This is a genomic window from Natrinema sp. HArc-T2, from assembly GCF_041821085.1.
GTDB lineage: Archaea > Halobacteriota > Halobacteria > Halobacteriales > Natrialbaceae > Natrinema.
Genome location: NZ_JBGUAZ010000007.1, coordinates 105,342 through 123,462, shown reverse-complemented (window position 1 = coordinate 123,462; position 18,121 = coordinate 105,342). Strand labels below are relative to the sequence as shown.

Sequence of the window (18,121 nt, the reverse complement as noted above, 5' to 3'; positions counted from 1 at the left end):
GTACTCCGTCCAGTAAGAGACCGACGTGTCTAGTTTCTCAGCCATCTGTTTTCCACGACGGATGACGGGGAGAGCGACTGGTGCGACTGCATCCAGTCGCTCGATCGACGTTCCATCGTAGAATCCGCGGTCAACGAGGAGGCCAGCGACAGGGAAGGGAAGGGCCGCGACGTGGTCGAGTAGTCGCTCGACCGCGTCGCTTTTGGGTTCATCACCTCGGACAGGAGTAACCGCGACGACGAGCGGCTTGGCTCGGCAGAGGACAAACCCAACAAGGTAGCGATGGCACTGAGAGGTGCCATCGCGGGGTATCGTATGACAGAGCTCTCCGGCCTCACGGTGTGGACAGCCGTGGTAGTGGATATCGACGAAGTCCAGGCAGATGATCCTCGGGCCGGGGCCGAGGATCATCGCCGCTTGCTGAGCGAGGAGGTCGTTAACGACGGCTTCGAGCTCAGCAGCAGGAACGGTATGAAGCTGAGCGAGTGTGTAGTCGTCGGAGTACGTTCCGAGAGTGCTGTCAGTGACAGCCTTGATGGATTTCTGATCGACAGCGGCTTGGAGGAGTGTCTGGCGGATAATCCCGGAGTCGAAGGCTGTAGCTTCGACTCCGGGGGTCGGGATCTCAGAGAGGAGATCAAGCGCTAAGGTTTCAAGGTCAGAGGCCGTAAAAACGGTGTCTGGATGGTATAGGAATTGCACAACACCCATCTAGACGCTTTCTGAGAATCTAATCTCATCAGTCGTAACTAACTGCTGACTCGATGGGAACTACCGAAAGTCTCTCCTGAACACGAAGGAGAATACTAGACGACGTGCCGGTCACAGTGGAGACGTTATCATCCTCTGACTAACAACCCTATTCACATCTAGGTGCCGACGTGTTTTTTGAGACCCGCTGAGGGACGGAGGTCTTCTCGAGTTCAGTTCGAGAGCACAGACCGAACACAAAAGACTCAATTAATGAATAATAGTGAATCAAACAATGGTCAGCAAAATTCCATTCATCGTCGAGTTCGACCATGACAACGACGAGTGGGTCGTTCGCATCGGCAAAGACGATGAAATCATCGATCAATACAGTAGCAAAGAGGAAGCAATCGACGAAGCAGCGTATGCAGCCGAAGGTGACGATAGACCTGGCGTCGTCGTCTTTACCGAAATTGGCGAGTACAGCCACTTCGTCGAAAATCCGCAGTTCTGGAGCGGTGGATACTGGGAGCATTGTTAGCTAAATATAAAATGTCATACATAGCCTGACAAGATTCTGCTCTGGCTAACTATATCAGCCAATCTTATACTCTACACTCCTCATTTCGGTTGGCAAAAGGTTGAGCAAAAGCACGGTGTCACCCTCTCAGTCGCGTCGGTGGTACGGTTTCGAGCGCTCTTTGGCCTCCCACCCGCTCCGTTTGCTCGCGGATGCCAGCGGTAACGTCTCTGCCTCCACTGCTTCTACCGTCGAATCGTCGTTACTCATACCCCATCATTTCGTCGTTGAATGCATCAACAATATCATGAAGTTCTCCCTGAATTATCACATCATCTTCGTCCACCTTTCGAGATTCGATATACTCGACGATTGCATCGGTTGGATCGCCAGAGACATCGTCGAGTTCCTCCTCGACTCAGAAGTAGCTCGGTCCGTCGATGTCGATATTCGGTTCGTGATTAACTCGGGAGAGGCGGTTCTACCAGATATCTGTACACGGTTACCTATATGATAGAGAAATTAGAGTGTCTGTCATGCTTATATAGCCCCTATTCGCTTAAAAACCCAAACGGCTTAACCAACTGGTCTAATAACCCACCCTATGGCAAAACGCCCTGAGATTGGCGCGATCGCGGAGGAAGTTGAGGACTTCCACGCGAAGGCTGAGGATCTGGAATATTTCGACCCAGAGCTGGTCTTGGGCTATTTTCAACGGCTGGAAATGATCTTGGAGAAATGTCCTGTTGATATCTATGCAGCCTCTTCCCTCAAACATCCGTGGCCATATCGACTGCAGAAATATGGTGAATGCGCACCAGCATCGTTCTGGCGGAGTCAACACCGGATTCTCGATTCGAATATCATTGATCCGGAAGTGACCAATGAGGAGATCCTTGAGGAAGCAGTGAAAAAAGATGCAACCGCTGTTGTTGCCAAGGACTACCTTCCGTTCAACCTCTATGGCCGTGATTTTGATATGGAGGCATTGACGGGCGAATTGAATCATGCCGCTGCGACGACAAAGAGTATCAAGGAGTTCATCGAACTCCACGACCCGGACGTGCATCCCCCGGCATATATCCCCCTCCAACCACCCTACGTCGAGCATATAAAGGAAATCAGAGGGATGATTCAGGACTCCCATCTCGAGGAACGGTATATGCTTGGCGGGCTTAAAGATGCCAACCCGAAAAAACGCATCAGCGAAGCCGAATCCCTCCGGGATAAAATCGGCGAAGAACCCGTTCTGCACGGTCTGGGTTGGGGGTTGTCAGACACCCTTGTTGAAGCCCTGCGACGCAATCCCGGCCTTATCGATTCTGTCGACAATAGTGGCCCATCACAGGCCATCCTTAATGAAGGACTCCTCGACAAACACTGGCAGAAGCAACCGTTTGGACTGGTTGAAGGCCAGATGCGGAACTCCGTGGCAGGTGCTTTTGAGTTCGGTATCCTCCTTCAGGCAACACACCGGCTCACCGAGTACAATGCAGACTTCAACACGGAACAGAAGAGTATCTCCGATTACCAGTGATCAGAGTATGACAAGAACAGTAGCGCTCGTGGGTTGTGGCAGTGAAAAACGCGAGCAGCAGACAGAAGCGAAATCACTCTACACCTCTTCCTACTTCGCCAAAAAACGCCAGTGGGCGGAAGGCTGCGATGCCTGGCGAATTCTCTCCGCAGAACACGGCGTTGTCCACCCAGAAACAGCCCTGGAACCGTATAACACCGCGATGGACGACCTCACTGAGGCAGATACCCAGGAATGGGCAAGAGATGTCATGGACGATTTAAGGCCCTTCCTCGCTGCGTTCGATGAAGTCGTCATTCTCGCGGGAAGCGACTATGTTGATCCCATCAGCGATGAGATTGAACAAGCAGACGTCACAATACGATGGCCGTTCCAAGGAAAGAGATTGTTTGAACAGATGGAATGGCTGCAGCATACTGCGCCTCCTGACCAATCAACAATTGGATCGTTCGATTGATTCTGCCAGTATATCCCCGCCGATTATGTCCGACTAAAATAATATACAGTATAAATAGCTGACTGTCAGTAGCTGTCATTTTCTTACCACCACTATCCAGAACAGGCCGTATATCTCCTTTACTTACAGTATTCGGATAGGAGGCGCGATTACTTAGAACGTGGTAAACTATAAGGTCTCGGGGTCGAAAGAAGGAACCATGTCAATGCTGCTGGTACAGTCCTGCTCAAAGTCTAAAAATCGGCCCGGAAAACCGGTTCAACCCCTCGAATTGTACTCTGGATACTTCTTCAAAATTATCAAAAAGGCGATAGACGACGGTGAATTTCAGGACAACATCGATATTTGTGTACTCTCAGCAGAGTACGGCCTGATTGATTCCACTGACGAGATTAACTATTACGACCGCCGGATGGATGCCGACCGTGCATCTAAACTCCGGCCGAGGGTCACGAGAGAACTGCGGTCAAGGGTTGATGCGAATGGGTATGACCACATCATCTTCAACCTTGGAACAGAATACAAGGCCGCGATAGGCGATTTGTCCGACCTTTCCGCATCGGTCCAGTTTATCGACGGCGATGGCATCGGATACAAAGGGCACACGCTCAAGCAGATCATCCGGGGCAACTATTCGTCGCTTGAGATGGAGGGGAAGAATGCCACAACTCAAGCAAACTGATCAGACAGCCTCGTTCCAGGTTACCGCGACAGCCGGCGATGCCCGTGCCGGGACCCTCACTATCAACGGCCAGTCACTCGACACACCGACGTTTTTCCCCGTCCTGAGTTTCTATGGCGGCGGTACGAAATCCAGCGTCTTCGGCGGCGGCGTTCACAGGACAATAAAGGAGTTCATGCTCGGGAAGGAGGTGATCGGTGGCGGTACGTATGACGAATACTTCCGCGGAACGATGACCTCTGTTGCATCCCTCACTGATTACGGCATCAACCGGGAACGGTTTGATGATTATGTCTCGGACAAAATCAAAGAACGAGAAACGTTTTCTGGCTATAACGGCCTTATATTCGTTGATTCTGGTGGGTACAAATTCTTACATAACGATGGGCTTGATGGGAGTGATTTCGAGATAGAGATCGATCAGCGGGAAGCGTTCCGCATCCAGAAACAGCTCGGCGGCGATATCATTGTCAACCTTGATCGGCCGATCGCTCCCAGCGACACGTTCGATGAACGGCAACAGAAGGCTGAACGCACCGCCGAAAATGCAGTTGAGTTTGCACGTCTTACCCAGACCTATCCCGGTGCCCGGTACCTGACCGTCCACGGATACAACTATTCGATGCTCGACCGGTTCTTCGACCACGTTCAATCCCAGTTCGGGAATATCGATATCTCCACCTTGTTTGACGGGATTGCCCTCGGCAGTCTTGTCCCGAAGAAAGATGACAAAGCGGTGTTGATCACCGCGGTCATGGACTGTGTCGAAATCATGGAGGAACGCGGGCTTGCTGATCTTCCACTCCACGTGCTGGGTATCGGCAGCGGATCAATCCCGCTCCTCGTCGCCGCCGGCGCGGACACATTTGACTCAACGACCTATCTCCAGAACGCCATTAACGAAAAGTATGCCGTGAGTTTGACCGAGCACATTCCGCTGGATGCAGTCGATTTCACCCAGTGTGACTGTGCTGTCTGCTCGGACCCGATGCTGGTCAGCTGGATGCAGGGGAACACTGAATACCAGAAAGATGTTCTCGGCCCGGTCGCTATGCACAATCTTATCATCCATAGACAGGAGGTGCAAGAACTCCGGCAACGAATCAAACAGCACGGCACAGATCCGCTTATCGACTATCTCGATGAGACTGTCGGCCGACGTGATCCGATCCGGAAGCAAACGCATCGTGTCGTCAACCAATCACTCGGAGGATATTTCTAACATGAAACAGCACCCAGAAGTCAACGAAGTACAGGAGTTTCTCGAAATTGCCAGCGACTTCGAGGATCCCCTCGAGATCATCCGCGAATCACTGTCGAACGCATACGATGCCGGTGCCACGGAGGTCGTAATCAGGATCCGGAATACCGTGTCTGGCTCCGACATCATCATCGAAGACGACGGACACGGGATGTCTCGAAACGATCTCAAATCCTTCTTCGACCTTGGGAACTCCCGGAAGACCGACTCAATCGGCCACAAAGGTCATGGGACGAAGATCTTCTACAAGAGTGACCGTATCGTCGTCGACACCGCCCATAACGGCTCAAACTACCACGCGGTCATGGACCGCCCATGGGAGAAATTGAACGACCAGACACTCCCAGAGTATGAAGTCACAGAGACAGAAACTCGGCCGGGCAATACTGGGACCCGGATCCAGATCACGGGATTCCGGTCCGGTGAAGGATTCGATCCGGAATCGCTGACGTACGATAAAATTCACCACTACCTGAAGTGGAAGACCATCGCTGGCTCGACGGCCCACTATTTCGATGACGACCAGCGCGAGATGGACATCGTGGTCGAGCTCGATGAGGAGATCGACGGCTCCCAGGGACAACTTGTCACAACCAACCAACTCACGTTCCCCAGCGAGCAGCTAGAACCAGACAACAGTGATTTCCCCGCCACCCGGATGTGTAAGCACTATCCGGCGCGTGAAATCGAATTCGAGTATGACGGCGGGACATCAACTGTGGAAATCATCGGCATGGTCGGGGGTAAGGAGGCTCGCAATGAACTCCCTACCTACGGACGTCATTCCGTCCAGTTCGGTGTCTGGCTTGCAAAGGACCATATCAAGGTCGAACAGGTCAACGAGGTGCTGTCCCATGACAACGAATTCATCCACTTCTTCTTCGTCGCTAACTGTCAGGACCTCGAACTTTCGGCAAACCGGGGAAAGGTCCGGAATAAAGCGAGCTCACTGTATAAAGAACTGAAACAGGAGCTCAAACACTATATGACGAAGGTAGCAGAAGATCCCTGGTTCAAGAAGGACTATCTGGAGACACGGAAACGGGCACAACTACGGAGGCGCGCACAGTCCCAGAGCACTTCACTTGAGGAACGACTGGAAGCAATCACTCCTGACGAACCGTTTACGCCAACCAACCGTACTGAGGTCCTGTTAGCGCTCGAACGTTCCAACAACAAGGCAGACACCGAAATTACCGTAGAAGAGTACAAGGCAGATCATGAAGTCCCGGCCATCCTTCTGGAAGATGGAACTCCCCGCACCAGCCACGTGTATCTTGAGCTCACCACTCACTTCGAAGACGACTACCCCCTCGGTTCAGCTGATACAATTCTGTGCTGGAGCTACGGCGATATCGATGTCCTACGGGAGTACGAACGGAACGGATATCACGGTGGTGACGTAGAAATCGACTTACAGGACGACCAGATTGTCTACCATCAAGATGAGCGGCATACCGTAGATGTCATCACGGTGTCCAACCGGATAGCAGCACAGGAACATCAGTTGCTCACGTCGTTAGATTAGATGGGGGATAATCATCGCGTCATCAGTGGAGGAGGCGACTGTCTGCTACCGCAATATTAACATGGAGATGATACAGGTGTAGGGACATGGATAGTTCAGACGAAACACCACTTTGCGGGACCCGTGTCTTCCTGTACCCCGGTGACCCGAACGGGACAGGAATCATCGATTATGATCCTACAGATTACCGAGAAATATACGAGAATCTGGACTTCGTTGACAGCACACAGTTCATCCGTTCACTTGAGCAAGATATCAAACTGAAGAACCGGTCACTTCTCCGCGTGACCGATGGGGAACGATTCGAGGTCCCAGAATATCAACGGAACTTCTCGTGGGAAGAAGAACAGCACGAAGAACTCTGGGACACGCTTCTCTCAATTCTCACGCTGCAACCGAAGTCCGGTGAGCTTCCGGTCGATACCTACTTCGGAACTGTGTATATCGCTCGATCCTCCCAGGGAGAGGTCTACGAGATCATCGATGGCCAGCAGCGTCTGTCTACAGTCTCCATCCTCCTCAAGAACATCAAGGATCATCTTGAGGAGAAGCAGTCCCTGGTAGACGGCCAACTCCGGGAATACGCTGAACACATCTGCGAGGAATACCTCGACGAGTTGCTGTACCGACGGAAAGGCCCAACTGAAACACCGTTTCTGGAACTCAACGACCACGACGACGGGATCTACGAACTGCTGTTCCAAGACCCGGAGAAGAAAGTGCAGACCCTGAAGGCGATGGATCAGTACGACGGCCGCAAACAGAACGCTATCCGCCTCCGTGACCTGTTCGACGAGCTCGGGATTCCCGAGGAGGTCTACGAGGACGACGAGGAGTTGGCAGACACCGATCTACTGGATTCGTTCCGGTACTTCGGCGACTCTCACCGACGGCTGGTACAGGCCGACGACTACTACGATGCAAAGGTTGCTGCGTTTGCTGACCGAGAAGAGTTCGACACTCCCGAGAAGGAAGTCAAGGCCCTGCTTAACCTCGCACATTTCACGCTGCGGTCCCTCCGTGTCTCCGAGTGCATCTTCCAGACCGACAACCAAGAGCTCCGCATCGAGGTTTTCCAGTCTCTGAACGACCGTGGTGTTGAACTCTCCAGCATGGACAAGGTACGGGCCCGGATCGTCGGCCGGTTCCAGGGTGAGTCCGACAGCGACAAACAGATCGCCCGTTGGGAGAACGTGGTCCAGATGTTCGGCGGTGACGCAGACGCCGTTGAAGACTTCCTTGCCCATTACTTGGCTGCGACCGAGAAATCATTCGAGACCGTGACTGATGCCCGGAGCAACATGCTGGAAGCGTTCCGATTGAAGCAGATCGGACGCCATGATATCAAGTCACGACTGGCAAGCCCTGGGCAGGCCCGGGACTTCCTCGAGGAACTGGAGAACTACGCAGGCCGATACCGGGAAATCGTGACCGCGGACCTGACCGATGACGACACTGAACTGAAAAAGGAGTACCGGGAAGAGTGCGAAGCCATCCTCCAGCGGCTCAACAAACTGGGGACAACACAGTGGCGTCCGTTCGTCATGTACGTCTATCAGGCCGTGACCGAGGCCCCTGGGAAGGATGCGTTTCTGCGAGACATCCTGAAGACGGTCGAGAACATCACGTTCCGTGTCGCGATTTCCGATCTTGTGGCGACCGTCGTGGATGACACTTACCCGAAGACCTGTCAGGCTTTCCGCGAACTCGAACAGTCCGGGAATCAGTTTAATATCGATACGATCAGTGAAACGCTTATCGAGAACATCGACAGCTCGGCGCGGCAGCTCTTCGGGGAATCGTTCATTGATGTCCTCATCACTAGCGAAAACTGGCGGAACAATCAGACGAAGCAGTTGTTCCTGAAGTTGGCGGACGAAGACTTCCGGCGCCGGAATCAGACCGGGATCACGAAGTCCGAACTCAGTGAGGATCCGAGCGAGGTCCACATCGAGCACATCCTCCCGCTCTCATACTTCCTCCCCGGCAAGGAGAATCCGTACGCCTGGCTAGAATGCTTCTTCGATGACGGGGAACGCAACATGATTGAAACGCAGATAGACTATCTGCGGAACCGCGATGCCCACCTTCTCTCCTCTGCCGACCCTGGATACGATGAAATCGAGCAGATCATCGACGGGATTGAGGAGCGGTTTGTCCGCGACCTCGGTAACATGATGCTCCTCGATGAAGAAGTTAATACGCCGATAAAGAATCGGTTGTTCTCGGTGAAGCTCCGTGAATACCATCTCCGGCACAGTAAGGACATGGACAATCTCGTCAACCAGTACTTCTCGACCTCGGACAATGTCTCGAGTGATAAACTCGAGGAGCTAATTGCTTTGGACCTGCCAGAGGATGAAACCCAGTTTTCAGAGGTTCATCCCACGGTCCAGTACTTCAATGAGTGGTGGACCTACGAACAGTTGATCGACCGGAAAGCGCAGCTCGTCACGGCCATTCTGGAATCACTGAAATTCAGAACGGAGGCTGACGAATTCGAACCGTACATGGATGACATCGAAGACTACGTCGAGGAAGACATCGAAAAACGTCTGGCAGTGCTGACTGCGTAATACCCGTTGAGCCTATTCTTCTGGGTACTTCTTCTAATCGCTGCCTCAGTTACTAATCGCGTATCTATATTCCCACATGTTCAGATACCATTTTATACCGAAATCATATGTCCGCTCACTTTATTATGTCCCCGACACATCGGACCGCTATGGCACCTTTCAGCTCTGACGTGGAGGTCATCGAGTCTACGAGTGGTGATGAGTACCAGGTCCTGAAGACGCCGGCGACCGTCTCGTTAGATTATATTGAGAGTGGATAATACGTTAGGCAAATCTAACACCGTATGGCGATTCACCACGGCCGAATTAGATGACCGTGTGTTTCGGTAATCAACTACTTACTCAGAGAATATTTAGAAAGCCGCCATACTAAAATACCCGCCAAGCAATTTGGAAGAAGTATAAATAATATGAATCTTTTTATGCTCATGTTGTGAACGAATCCCTATGCCTTCAGCGAATTTTATTCCTGATTCGCCGTCTGAGAAGACTGTTGAAGACCTAGGGTGTCTCCATCCTCAGACAGACGATGCTGAGTATCTGAACGCCATCTCTGAGAGGCAACTCCACGATTTCACGTATCGGGTGAACGAAGACATCACTAACGTCGGAAATGGAAATATCTTAGTTCCGTCTGACGTTGCAGAGATAGACAGTGAAGAATATGCGACCCAGCACTTTCCTGCGGGGCAGTCGGTTACGTTTTTTGTTGAGGCAGACAATCTGTCAGATGCAACGGCGACGGTAATACTGCAAGGATTTCAGGCAGCTACAGTGAGCGCCGAGTCCGATCGCCACCAGTTTCGCGACATTCCACGGAATGTACCGCCGGAATTCTTCGACGTGACGGTGGGAAGTGAGCAACTCACTATCAACAGTAGGGGTCGACCCGATGTTACCAGTGCTCCACCTATCGGCTTCGAATATACAGAGGAGTCGATCAACTTGGAGCCGGTTGATGACGAGACGTTCACGGAAACGATCACCGTCCCAGGTGAATCGACGCTGGCTCAGACCACGGAAGGAGGAAGCGCTGGATCCGTAACTTCCGCCGAGCTTAATAGAAATGGAACTCCGAGGAACAGTATTACGCCCTCTGATGACACTGTCGCAGAAATAGCCTACGAGCGGCAGGATTTACAGCTCGAGCTCGAGGTACAAGTTCGTGACACGCCAGACCGAGAGTTCAAGCGGATTACGTTTGAGTATAGAAATGAAACGTCAGTGCCGGATGATCCGTACCTATTCCAAAAGTACCAAAATCATGTCTACTACCCAACGATGGATATCCGGTTTGACGGACTGGAGGCCAATGTCATCCCGCAGCAGCACGCAACATCTCTCGCCGAGGAATTAGGCGAAACCGACGATTCATCTTCACCAGCCGGTCTGTCTTCACCATCTCTTCCTCAGGAAGGATACGTACAACGAAACTGTGTGCTTACTCGCTGTACTCAGGAAAACGACGACGAACACTACCTCACTACAGCGTATGGTATTATGGACTTTATCGAACAACAGCCGATTCCCGAAGACTCAGTAGCCATCGACTTGCTGGTTGAGTCGACCGAGACGCTGAAGTCTGAACTCAGAACAACGCTGAGTGATGAGGAACTCGAGAGGGCCGAGGAGGAAGGGTTAGTAGAACTTCTCAGAGGGGTGCTTCGAGCAGTACCGGATGGGCTGGACTTGCCAGGTGATCAGCCAAAACTCTACTCCTGGCAGTGGGAAGTTATCAAGCGACGCGTCAAGTACCTCAGCAACGACGAGGACAAGGCGCTCATCATGAACGTTCACACATCTGGTGGGAAGACGTTAGCGTATTTTGTTAGCGCCGCTCTTGTGACTCTCCACAAGGACACCCGTGCAATTCTCCCATTCCCAACTCGCGTTCTGAATGACGACATGATCGAGCGGGTCATCGGCTTTATGTACCATCTTCGTCAGCAACCAGAAATTGACGAAGACGACTGCAGTTGTGGGATTTGTATCGGGAAAGGTAGTCACAACGATTACGACATTCGCAAATATTTACAAGTATCGGACATGGACGCGTACATCCCTAAGTGCCACCAATGTGGGGGGAATGTTGATGATGTCCATGAATGCGTCGGCTGTGGGGGCACGAGTGTCAACACTTGGACTCAAAGTAACGGGTGGCGGGGATCAGAATGCAACACCTGTGAGTCAAACAGCGCATTCCACTTCTTGGCCTGTGATGACTGCGGCTACGAATACAGGTGGGTTCACGACGTCGCTGGAACATCACAGTATCTACCGCGGTTCACGGTCGGAACGCCCGATAAATTTGTTCACATGGCTACGCTCCAAACCCATTCGGACCACTCCACCTATTCTCGGCTTCCGTTCTTTGGTGCCCCATACGTAGAATGTGAGAGTTGTGGGCGCGCACTCACTGAAATAAATAGTTATCGACGCTATAACCGCGGGACACCTTTTGGACGGGAACCACATGAGCTAGATATCGACCCGGAATCGCTCGGTGGCATCCACTGTTCGAAATGTGACCATCGTACGGAGGCAAATTGGGAATACTCACAAGAACAACGTGATGGCGCCAAGCACGACCCAATCGGACACATCGTACTCGATGAAACGCATATGTATACCGGCTACTTTGGGACTGGGATCTCCATTGCGCTCTCTCTCTTCAAAGCCATCGCATCACGGTTCAAGTACCCAACTGACCACGAGAACATCACCCACTCCATCTCCGTTGATGCTGGAACAGCAACAAGTTCGAATCAACAGGAGCATCTGACTACACTGCTTCGTGATGCCGATACTGCCATCGTCCCAGAACCAGGTGATGAAGGTGATTATTTCGAACCACTGCCTGACCGTGCTCGGTATCGAGTACTGGGGTTGATGCCTGCCAGTTCGACGACTCTCGGTTCGTTCAGGCAGAGTATGGTACGTACCCATCAGGCACTAGAATACGACACTGCTTTCGAGACTGAATTAACTGGTCGGATTAGCCGTTCGTCCGTAGATACAGAGTATGAGGATTACACGCTCCTCCTTGGATATCTCTACAAAAAGAGTATCGGGAACAATCTGCAGATGAGTATTCGAGACCTCACCGAGTCACTTCTCGACCGTCCCTTTCAGCCACGATTTCTCTCTGGCGAATCGAGTAAAGCTGACCTCCAAGAAGCGATGAGGGATGCTCGGAGTGGAGATCTCTCGATGTTGCTCGCGAATCTCGTAATCTCGTTAGGTATCGATATCGATAAACTCAACAATATGATCCTATTCGGGGCACCTCGATCGACTTCTGAACAAATGCAAACGATAGGGAGAACTGGTAGGCGAGAAGGTGCGGGTCACGCGACGATTCACCTATTCCCGACTCGTTCCCGTGACACACATCTGTACAGGAAGTGGCATTCGATGATGTCGAACATCGGAGAATATTATAAAGAGTCGATCATCCAACCGACAAATCCCTTTGTCGCTGATCGAATGTTCGACACTGTTCTCAGTCCGTTTGTAACGTCTCTGTTAGCGGCAGAGAACAGACAACATCGAATGGATGATCTTGTCGAGCTCACTGACTGTGGCAATGATACAATCAGAGATGTCGGTGAGGAGCACGCAATCCCACAGCTGCTCAAGGACGTCTGGACTGTAATGATTCCGGACGATGATGTCTATTCGGGTCCAACTGCCGAGAAGGTAAGAAGACTCATCAAAAGTGAGACACTCAAACAGATGGGGACATACGTAAACCAGAACGGGACAGATGGCGAATGGCAGCACTACGTGAACGAAGCAGAAGACAGTACTGACGAGCAAGCTATGAATCCAAACGTCTGGTTCAGCGACCGTGCCGACCTTAATCTCCGCCATTCAGAGTCGGGCGGTGTCACAACAACGTTGGTCTCTCGGACGGAGGAGTGAACTATGACAGAGTATTCACCATTCTACACGATATTGAACCGCTATCCGGACAAGGTCGTCACTGAAAAGGGAACTAGGGCTAGGGTATTTCGAATCGAGAATGCAGATCCGTATGATCAGCCTGCGTTACGACAGACGATTGCCGACCGAATCGATGAGGAAGTTCGCTCCTGGCATCGACACAAACGAGAGATCAGAGAGCGAGAACGGGACATCCGTGAGGAACGGCGAGAATTAGACACCGATTCGACAGGGGGTGATGACGAGGGAGAGTCAGACTCTTCCGCAAATGATGGAATTTCATGGCTTGATGCCGAGGAGGTGACTCTCACCGAATCAGAAACTCCCAGTATTGAACGCGACCCAGAGGACGTAGTCGTTAACCCAAGTGATATTGAATTGGTTGAAGTAAACGAAGGCACAGAAGTCAAGCTCGAACCGTTTCCTCGGACAGCACGCTGTGAAGATGGCCACTTCGAATTAGTCGACCCAAACGATGCATTGGCCCACAGTTCAAACGAGGCATCGGCCGGCAATTTGCGCTGCCACTGTGATCGGCTCCATGATCACCAGGCGACCATCTACCCAATCATTCTAGTCTGTCCTCGATGTGCATATATCGAACACGCTGGGCCTGCTTTCGAAGCTGAAGACGAGACTGACACGCTAGGGATTCACCTCCCCGACGTACCGGGCTGGAACGAATCATCCTACGATGGGCTCACAATGCGAGACATTTCTTGTCCGGGATCGGATTGTGATGGCCATCTCCACATCCAGAATTACGATGACGTCTCCAGCACGGAATTCGTGTGCCAGGCTGATAACACCCATCGATGGGAACTTGAGGCGCACTGTCCCCGCTGTCATTTGTATGGGACGGCCGACGAACCGGAAATCACCTCAGAACTGAAACCGAAAGTATCTGATGCGACAAACACTCGACCACGGTTAATTAAGAATATCTACTCGGACAGGGGCGAAGGCTACGAGCAGTTGGATTTAGCGAATCAGGATCAACGGGGCTCCGACCCGTACCACTGGCGAATGGACGATCTCGATGAGGTTCCAGATGAAATTTTCCAAACGAACTATGCTGTTGAGGAGATATTCACTGTGAAAGATGTCGATACTGTGGCCGCGGTCTATGGATACGAGTCAGTGGTCGAATCGAGAGGAACATCCCTCGACGAGAAGGGGCGATTCATGCGGACGTTCTCAGGTGATTCTGCGCGATACCGTGCCTTCGCTGTTCCTCAGAGTGGTCGAGGGCTCGTTTTCAAGCTTGACCAAGATCAGTTATTGGATGCGGCGTACGACGGGGCGCCACCGGGAGACTACGAAGCGGTTGCAAAGGGGGAGATCCGGTATCTTCACTGGATCGACGAAGACCTCACTGACGAAACGCACGAACTCAGACTCATCCCGCTGTTGCATGCATACCTACATGCGCTCTATGAACGAGCGTTGGACGTAACCGGGCTGGAAGAGTTCTTGACAGCCAAGATTCTCATCGAGGATGGTGCGCTGGTACTGGTCGAACAACAGGACATCGGAACCGGTGGCCTAACACAACTCACGCTTGATTCGAATGGGCTCACTTTAGTTCGCGCACTCCGTGGTGTCGAAGATGCGCTGACCGAGTGTGTTCGACACTGTGAGAATGGCTGTCCTGCCTGTGTGTACGTCGATGACGCACACTGTCATCCCTTCACGACGGAGATTGAACGATACGTTCCATCGAATGCACTGCTCAACCGCGAAACCGCAAGGGAGCTGGTTCGCCGATGACGAATCCTGCGTCGTTCCCCTGGATTATTGCAGAGCTCTCACAGAGTGGGACAGTCTCGATTGAAGACCTGCACAACGAATTCGACGATGAGTACGATCTCACGTATGGCGAGGAGTATCTGAAGACGCTCAAACGGGAAGGCATCATCGAACGACTCCCGACCGCTGACGGGAGATATCAGGTCACAAGTGAAGATGCATTCGCAGCGGAGCGCGAAAAGTTTGACGAGGCGAGCGAGTACGACACCCAAGATTTCGATCGAGCCCTCGTTATCAGTGTTCCTTCTCCGCTGTTAGCTCAATTTTCCGAGGACGACTTTGATTATCCGATCCCGATGCTTCAACTCGATCAGGCTCTGCAACGAGTCCTGATAGATACGGAGGATGTCATCAGACTCGGCGTGCCGTACTTAGAAGGTGATGGACTTGATCGGTTTGCCGACGAACTGTATGCGCTCGCCGAACAGGGCGTATCGTTGCGAGTACTGACACGAGAACTCCTTGTCGACAATCCAGCCGACCGTGATCTGAAGGCCGCCCGCGATCTACTCGACAAATACGAAGACCGAATAGATAATGGCGGTACGATCGAGATCCGAGATTTCTACCATGCAATGCCAAGTGGCCGCCGCCTCGATATGAGTGTCCACTTCAAGATGGCGATTGCCGATCAAACGTCTGCGTACGTTGGCAGTGGTGAGTTCAGGCGGAGTTCGATGTATAAGAACGGCGAAGCAGGCTACTTGGTTCGGTCCACCGATGAAGCACGCTTCTGGGCACAGTTTTTTGATTTCTTTTGGGAGCAAGCAGATCAGGTGACACGAACGCGTCTTGAATCCTGATTAAGAGCCGTGATTACGAAACAGGAACAGACTAAGCATGGCGACAGCCATTGAAGTACTCCCTAGGACGAACAGTGTGGGACCAATGATGGCTACAGGAGGAATCTTCGATCCCGTTGGGAAGAGGATCACGGCAATTGAGAGACCGATGATCAGGATGAGATTCAACCGACCATAGTCATCACGACTTTCCGGTAATCCTTCGTTAGTTCGCTCATTAGGGGGACGCTCGTCGCGAAAATATAGCGCGGACGTGGTATAACCCGCCATGAGGCAGATCAGAAGAAATCTGGCGAGTCCATTGATCGTCGATCCTGTTGCGAATACAGTCGCGAACAAACAGAATCCACCCGTAACAATGCTAATGTCGCTAAATTCCAGACCATCTGCTAACGCCTTGAAATACCCACGAGTAATATAGGTAGTTCCTACGAGTCCACCAATGAAAAACAGTAGATGCGTGGGATAACTCATCGCTTCGAGGTGCTGTTGGAGGGGTAATATCTTTTGCTGAATCGAAGGAAACGATAATATGCGTCACTCTGCTATACACTAGATAGAGAGCAGTCCCTGATCAGACCAATGAGTACTATCAAGGCGAAAGACCTGATTCCGCTCGCGATCCTGTCCAACATCGACTCTGGTCGGGTCGAAGGACGAACGCGCCTCCAGAAGCTTGCATTCCTCACGCAGAAGGAACTGCAGGGCCGGCTCGAACTCGACGATGAACTGGAATTTATTCACTACAAGTATGGTCCATTCTCCCAGGAGCTCATTGAGACGGTAGAGATGCTACAGGAGAGGGGACTACTTCAGCGACGAAAAGAGACGAACCTTAGTGGTGATGAAAAGTACATCTATACCATCACCCGAAAGGGCAGGGGTGCCTTCGAGTATAACCTTGAAAACAGTAGTGACAGTGACGACATTCAAGCTATCAGTGAATCCGCTGAGAAGGTCATAAACAGTTATAACGAGCTCTCACTATCCAATCTTATCGAGACAGTCTACGACGAATATCCGGAGACTGCGGAAAACAGTGAGTGGGACAAGGCCTCTCTCACGTAATTCATTCCTCTTGATCTTCAGTTTCGGCGCTGATTTCGTCGGCAACCTCGAATTCGAGTCCACCCGCTTCATTATTAGACTCGGTCTTTGAGTCCTCTTCTGCCTTGAGTTCTGACTGTCTATAGTCGTCGTCCTGCGGTCCTTTCGCGTCAAAATCTCGTTCGAGACGGTTCATTTGAACCTGCGAAATGTCTTGATAGTGATGATAAGAGTAATCACCCAAATCACGACGTTTGATTACGTTGTCGTTTCGATCTCTGAGAATCTTCGTCGGTGAGGCCAGTAGGATATCATAGTCCTCGGACGGGGTCCCAAGCCGATGCACTGTTCCTTTGATTTCCTCTCCTTCTACCGTAATGACCGTCGCTGATTCCTCCTCTCTAAAGGTGTTTTTCGAAACAAATTCCCAGGGTTGTTCGATGTATTTCGATTCACGTGACGGTCCATCTTCGATGTGGTTCAGATACCACCCTGCTAGACCGCCACCTACCGAGGCGATTATTGACTGGACCCCGATCATCCCAATGATGGCGACGATGGGGAGTGATTCGATTGTTGTGAGGGTGACCACTGCCTCTCCATCGCACCAGTATTCGTCATTACTCCATTGGGTGACCGTACCTGTCTGGATGCCTCCGAGCAATTCAGGGAGTCGTGTCGACCAGCAGTCCCAGTTCAAAAAGAGGAGCACGAGCCCTAGTGTCCCCCCACCGAGGACACCTGATAGCGCGAGTTTGTCGACCCGCGACAGATCGTCAAGCTGAACGTAGGTTCGCAGAAATGTCTTTAGTCCAGCTAGTCCGGGAATCAAGAGAAAGAATAGCGCTCCGAGGCTAATCCCCAGCGTGCTGGCCATATACCATCTGTGGCCAGATATCCCTTAATGTATTCGTATCTAGCCCTTTCGTTTCACGATCGGTTCCGATCACTAACAGAGGGAAATGTCCGAGATAAGTTCCATGAGATCTATACCAATATTTGGCCAATTTCTTTCGACTTACTGCGATTGTTCCACCAGTTATCTCAGAGTCAGTCTTTATTGTGTTTGCTGCCCTCGGTTTGGATGTGAAAGTTGGAACATGAAGAGATTGTGAGTGTGTTCCGACTCCGACCTAACTGGACCGATGCAACACTCCCAAACTACGGCACGACGATGACAGATGGAGGATCAGTAAGTACCTAATAGGAACTGACTGAACAAACTAATTCTATTTAATTCGGCTACATCTGGACCCGTCGCGTGTT

Annotated in this window: 14 protein-coding genes and 1 pseudogene; 11 read left to right on the top strand and 4 right to left on the bottom strand. The window is 51.6% G+C overall.

What is annotated here, in order from left to right; translation table 11 throughout:
• A pseudogene (locus tag ACERI1_RS16130) lies at nucleotides 1-711 on the bottom strand (ISH3 family transposase); the annotation flags it as partial.
• Nucleotides 712-985: 274 nt separating this feature from the next.
• Between ACERI1_RS16130 and ACERI1_RS16125 the strand changes: the two are divergent.
• Nucleotides 986-1,231 (top strand): DUF2188 domain-containing protein, encoded by a 246-nt coding sequence (locus ACERI1_RS16125; protein ID WP_373619486.1) that lies wholly within the window; start codon nucleotides 986-988, stop codon nucleotides 1,229-1,231.
• A 126-nt stretch (nucleotides 1,232-1,357) separates the two neighbouring features.
• Here the strand turns inward: ACERI1_RS16125 and ACERI1_RS16120 are convergent, their stop codons facing one another.
• Nucleotides 1,358-1,480 (bottom strand): hypothetical protein, encoded by a 123-nt coding sequence (locus ACERI1_RS16120; RefSeq protein ID WP_373619485.1) that lies wholly within the window; start codon nucleotides 1,478-1,480, stop codon nucleotides 1,358-1,360.
• Nucleotides 1,481-1,814: 334 nt separating this feature from the next.
• Between ACERI1_RS16120 and ACERI1_RS16115 the strand changes: the two genes are divergently transcribed.
• The 9 genes from ACERI1_RS16115 to ACERI1_RS16075 all read left to right on the top strand — a co-directional run bounded on the left by ACERI1_RS16115 (nucleotide 1,815) and on the right by ACERI1_RS16075 (nucleotide 15,808).
• Entirely contained in the window at nucleotides 1,815-2,747 is a 933-nt protein-coding gene (locus tag ACERI1_RS16115; protein ID WP_373619484.1) for a hypothetical protein, read from the top strand.
• 7 nt (nucleotides 2,748-2,754) lie between these two features.
• Nucleotides 2,755-3,204: a DUF6884 domain-containing protein gene (locus tag ACERI1_RS16110; RefSeq protein WP_373619483.1), complete on the top strand. Its 450-nt coding sequence runs from the start codon at nucleotides 2,755-2,757 to the stop codon at nucleotides 3,202-3,204.
• Nucleotides 3,205-3,403: 199 nt separating this feature from the next.
• Nucleotides 3,404-3,886 (top strand): DUF6884 domain-containing protein, encoded by a 483-nt coding sequence (locus ACERI1_RS16105; protein ID WP_373619482.1) that lies wholly within the window; start codon nucleotides 3,404-3,406, stop codon nucleotides 3,884-3,886.
• The gene (locus ACERI1_RS16100) at nucleotides 3,864-5,108 is read left to right on the top strand and encodes a tRNA-guanine transglycosylase (RefSeq protein WP_373619481.1); all 1,245 of its coding nucleotides are present in this window, start codon (nucleotides 3,864-3,866) and stop codon (nucleotides 5,106-5,108) included. The genes ACERI1_RS16105 and ACERI1_RS16100 overlap by 23 nt, the downstream gene beginning before the upstream one ends.
• A 1-nt stretch (nucleotide 5,109) precedes the next feature.
• Complete coding sequence (locus ACERI1_RS16095; RefSeq protein ID WP_373619480.1) at nucleotides 5,110-6,675, top strand: ATP-binding protein; 1,566 nt, start codon at nucleotides 5,110-5,112, stop codon at nucleotides 6,673-6,675.
• Between the two features lie 86 nt (nucleotides 6,676-6,761).
• Nucleotides 6,762-9,251 (top strand): DUF262 domain-containing protein, encoded by a 2,490-nt coding sequence (locus ACERI1_RS16090; protein WP_373619479.1) that lies wholly within the window; start codon nucleotides 6,762-6,764, stop codon nucleotides 9,249-9,251.
• A 447-nt stretch (nucleotides 9,252-9,698) separates the two neighbouring features.
• Complete coding sequence (locus ACERI1_RS16085) at nucleotides 9,699-13,175, top strand: helicase C-terminal domain-containing protein (protein WP_373619478.1); 3,477 nt, start codon at nucleotides 9,699-9,701, stop codon at nucleotides 13,173-13,175.
• 3 nt (nucleotides 13,176-13,178) lie between these two features.
• Nucleotides 13,179-14,966: a hypothetical protein gene (locus tag ACERI1_RS16080; protein WP_373619477.1), complete on the top strand. Its 1,788-nt coding sequence runs from the start codon at nucleotides 13,179-13,181 to the stop codon at nucleotides 14,964-14,966.
• Complete coding sequence (locus ACERI1_RS16075; protein WP_373619476.1) at nucleotides 14,963-15,808, top strand: phospholipase D-like domain-containing protein; 846 nt, start codon at nucleotides 14,963-14,965, stop codon at nucleotides 15,806-15,808. Before ACERI1_RS16080 ends, ACERI1_RS16075 begins: the two co-directional genes overlap by 4 nt.
• Here the strand turns inward: ACERI1_RS16075 and ACERI1_RS16070 are convergent, their stop codons facing one another.
• Nucleotides 15,809-16,282 (bottom strand): hypothetical protein, encoded by a 474-nt coding sequence (locus ACERI1_RS16070; protein WP_373619475.1) that lies wholly within the window; start codon nucleotides 16,280-16,282, stop codon nucleotides 15,809-15,811.
• 108 nt (nucleotides 16,283-16,390) lie between these two features.
• On the opposite strand from ACERI1_RS16070, the gene ACERI1_RS16065 reads away from it, so the two are divergent.
• Complete coding sequence (locus ACERI1_RS16065; protein WP_373619474.1) at nucleotides 16,391-16,876, top strand: PadR family transcriptional regulator; 486 nt, start codon at nucleotides 16,391-16,393, stop codon at nucleotides 16,874-16,876.
• Nucleotide 16,877: 1 nt separating this feature from the next.
• On the opposite strand, the gene ACERI1_RS16060 is transcribed toward ACERI1_RS16065, so the two are convergent.
• Nucleotides 16,878-17,732, bottom strand: a complete 855-nt coding sequence (locus ACERI1_RS16060; protein WP_373619473.1) for a hypothetical protein — start codon at nucleotides 17,730-17,732, stop codon at nucleotides 16,878-16,880.
• Nucleotides 17,733-18,121 lie beyond the last annotated feature (389 nt).